General features: G+C 52.8%; 3 protein-coding genes. 1 reads left to right on the top strand and 2 read right to left on the bottom strand.

The window, feature by feature from the left end; all coding sequences use genetic code 11:
• Nucleotides 1-257: 257 nt before the first annotated feature.
• Nucleotides 258-746, top strand: coding sequence for an Hcp family type VI secretion system effector (locus PspCFBP13509_RS31260; RefSeq protein WP_137213198.1), 489 nt, complete (start codon nucleotides 258-260; stop codon nucleotides 744-746).
• 417 nt (nucleotides 747-1,163) lie between these two features.
• Here the strand turns inward: PspCFBP13509_RS31260 and PspCFBP13509_RS31255 are convergent, their stop codons facing one another.
• Together PspCFBP13509_RS31255 and PspCFBP13509_RS31250 are read right to left on the bottom strand one after the other, a co-directional pair.
• Nucleotides 1,164-1,670: a hypothetical protein gene (locus PspCFBP13509_RS31255; protein WP_065924338.1), complete on the bottom strand. Its 507-nt coding sequence runs from the start codon at nucleotides 1,668-1,670 to the stop codon at nucleotides 1,164-1,166.
• Complete coding sequence (locus PspCFBP13509_RS31250) at nucleotides 1,667-2,581, bottom strand: NAD synthetase (protein WP_137213197.1); 915 nt, start codon at nucleotides 2,579-2,581, stop codon at nucleotides 1,667-1,669. Before PspCFBP13509_RS31250 ends, PspCFBP13509_RS31255 begins: the two co-directional genes overlap by 4 nt.
• Nucleotides 2,582-2,605: the final 24 nt, after the last annotated feature.

Raw genomic sequence — 2,605 nt, 5'->3', positions numbered from 1 at the left:
TGCTTTCAATGCGTTGGCGGGTGGTGCGGTGGGCCGAGGGGAATCCATCCTTGAACAAGGCGGTCGTCATTCCTTAACTCCTGGGTTTTTGGGGAGTCGAGAGGGTAAAGACGTAGTGGCGCAAATTAATGTCGGACGTTTCGCCATTTCAAGGCAGGCACTTCCCGATCCCGCTTTGCCATCTTGTGAGCACCGTTTCGATTCGGGAACAGTGCGCCCCACGTCACTCCCGACGCACAACAGGACAAGGAGCCAACATGGCAGTCGATATGTTTTTGAAACTGGGCGATATCAAGGGTGAATCGCGGGACCAGGCCCATCGTGACGAGATCGATATCATCGAGTGGACCTGGGGGTTATCGCAGACAGGGTCGATGCACTCGGGCACCGGAGGTGGCGCGGGCAAGGTCAATATCGCCAACCTGAACCTGAAAAAACCGTTGGATAAATCCAGTCCCAACTTGATGATGGCCTGCGCCACCGGCAAGCATTACCCCGAAGCCAAACTGGTGGTGCGCAAGGCTGGCGGTTCAAGCCCGGTGGAGTACCTGGTGATCACCTTGAAGGAAGTGATGGTGGTGTCCTACGGCACCGGTGCGCAAAGTCAGGATGATGTCCTCTACGACAGCATCGCGTTGAATTTCGCCACCGTCGAGGTCAGCTACCAACCGCAGAAAGCCGACGGCGCCAAGGACGGTGGGCCGGTGAAGTTTGGCTGGAATATCCGGCAGAATGTCAAAGCTTGAGTAAGTGAGTCTCAGGGGGAGCGCTGTTGTTGTCGACGGCGCTGTTTCAGTTAGTCCAACTGAGTCATTTCTGATTATTGGATTTCCAGACAAGTCCTATGAAGTGTTTAGACAGCAGATGGTATTGGTGCGCCGTGGCTCTCTTGAGCTTGAGTACAGGGCTTCAGGGTTATCTAATAATTGATGGGCTGATTCGAGGTGTGATAGTGGCTCATAACCGCGTCGGGCCTTCCATTACTTACACGCTTGTAGGGCAGCCAAAGCACTATTGGTTCACCATTGCCTGGCTGGTGATTACTGAAATTATTCTAATGGTGCTGACCTTTTGTATGGCCTGGATTACCAGGCAGTTGCATAAAAATAAATGATCTAACTGAAGTGTTTTGGCGTTTTAGGCACGACCAACCGGTATAAAGATCACCACCATTTCCAGCGACCCTGCTTTTTCATAGTCGCGATGATGGCTTGGCGTTTATGGTGCAGTTCAAGGGATTTTTTCCGCAGTTCGCGACAGCGTTTGCTGTTGAGAATTAACAGGCCGACAAGTGGGCAGAGCAGGGCCAGTGCATAGAGATAGGTGTTGGGGCGCCAGAGGATGGCGGGGAGGGATATCAGCAGGCAGAGGAGGTAGATCGCGACGTTTATCCATACCCAATGGATGCGGCCGTAGAGCACTTCGTATTTGGCCAGGGCGAATACTGCGCCCAAGCCCGAGGCGCCGAAAAAGCATGTCTTGGCGACAAAATCTACGGGGTGAGTTGGCAAATACGTAAGCATCGCCAAGATCGTTGTCAACGCTATCGAGAAACATCCTGCCAATGCATCACCTCCAATCACGGGCATGAACCGCTTGAGGAGTTGCCAAGGATCCTCAATAAAGAGTGATGAGTAATATTGGCCTTTTATCTTCCGTTGTTGGCTCACTGGTTAACTTCCTCGTAGATGCCCAACGCCAGAGTTCTTACATTTCCAGAGACTGTACTGCTGGTAAAGCCGAGCAAGGCTGCAGCTATATCCATTTTGTGTGCGGCAGTAGCACGCTGCATTTGAATATCGCTGATACGTTTGGCCACATTGCCGGAGGCTTTTTCCAGCTTGAGCAATTTGGTCGTTAGTCTTGGATCCCGGATTTTAAGCAGCTCATTGTTCAATTTTGTCCGTTCTTGCCGTGTCAGGCCTCTAAGCACTTGACTAGCTGTTTTTCCGGTTACTTTTGTGGTCGTTGTAACGACTTTCACGGTGACGAGTGCCGAGCTGGCAACACCCATCAAAGCAATGCCGTCCAACACTGCTGTTGCGGCCTCATACCACGTCTCGTTATCCAAGTAGTCATTAACTTCTGGAAAGGCTAACTCTGATGCTGTACGTAGAGCGCCACCGATGCATTGGACTGTACTTGCAACGGCAGCAGCTTTACCGATGAACGAAATTATCGAGCTAGCCCCAGCTGTAAAAGGCATCAGCGCAGCCCCACTCGCAATGACCATCCAACTCAACACTACTCCGGTGCACGCTATTGCCGTATTTATAGCTTCCACTGCCAACCTGGACTCCCGAGGCTCATGCTCCAACATCCGCTTGAACTCCACCGGCCCCACATACCTCGGCGCTTCCCGCAGCACTACCTTGATCGGCCGCACACTGCAAATCGCCTGGAATTCACGCAGTACCACCACGTTGAAATCCCCATCGATATACACCACCCCCGCGCCGATCAACGCCGGGTCGGCGTCTATGGCGAAAAACAACCGCCGCAGGTCGATGCTGCTTTCAATGCGTTGGCGGGTGGTGCGGTGGGCCGAGGGGAATCCATCCTTGAACAAGGCGGTCGTCATTCCTTAACTCCTGGGTTTTTGGGG

It is taken from the genome of Pseudomonas sp. CFBP13509, assembly GCF_005233485.1.
Taxonomy (GTDB): Bacteria; Pseudomonadota; Gammaproteobacteria; order Pseudomonadales; family Pseudomonadaceae; genus Aquipseudomonas; species Aquipseudomonas marginalis.
Note: the sequence above shows the minus strand (reverse complement) of the source record. Positions and strands in the feature narration are given on the sequence as shown.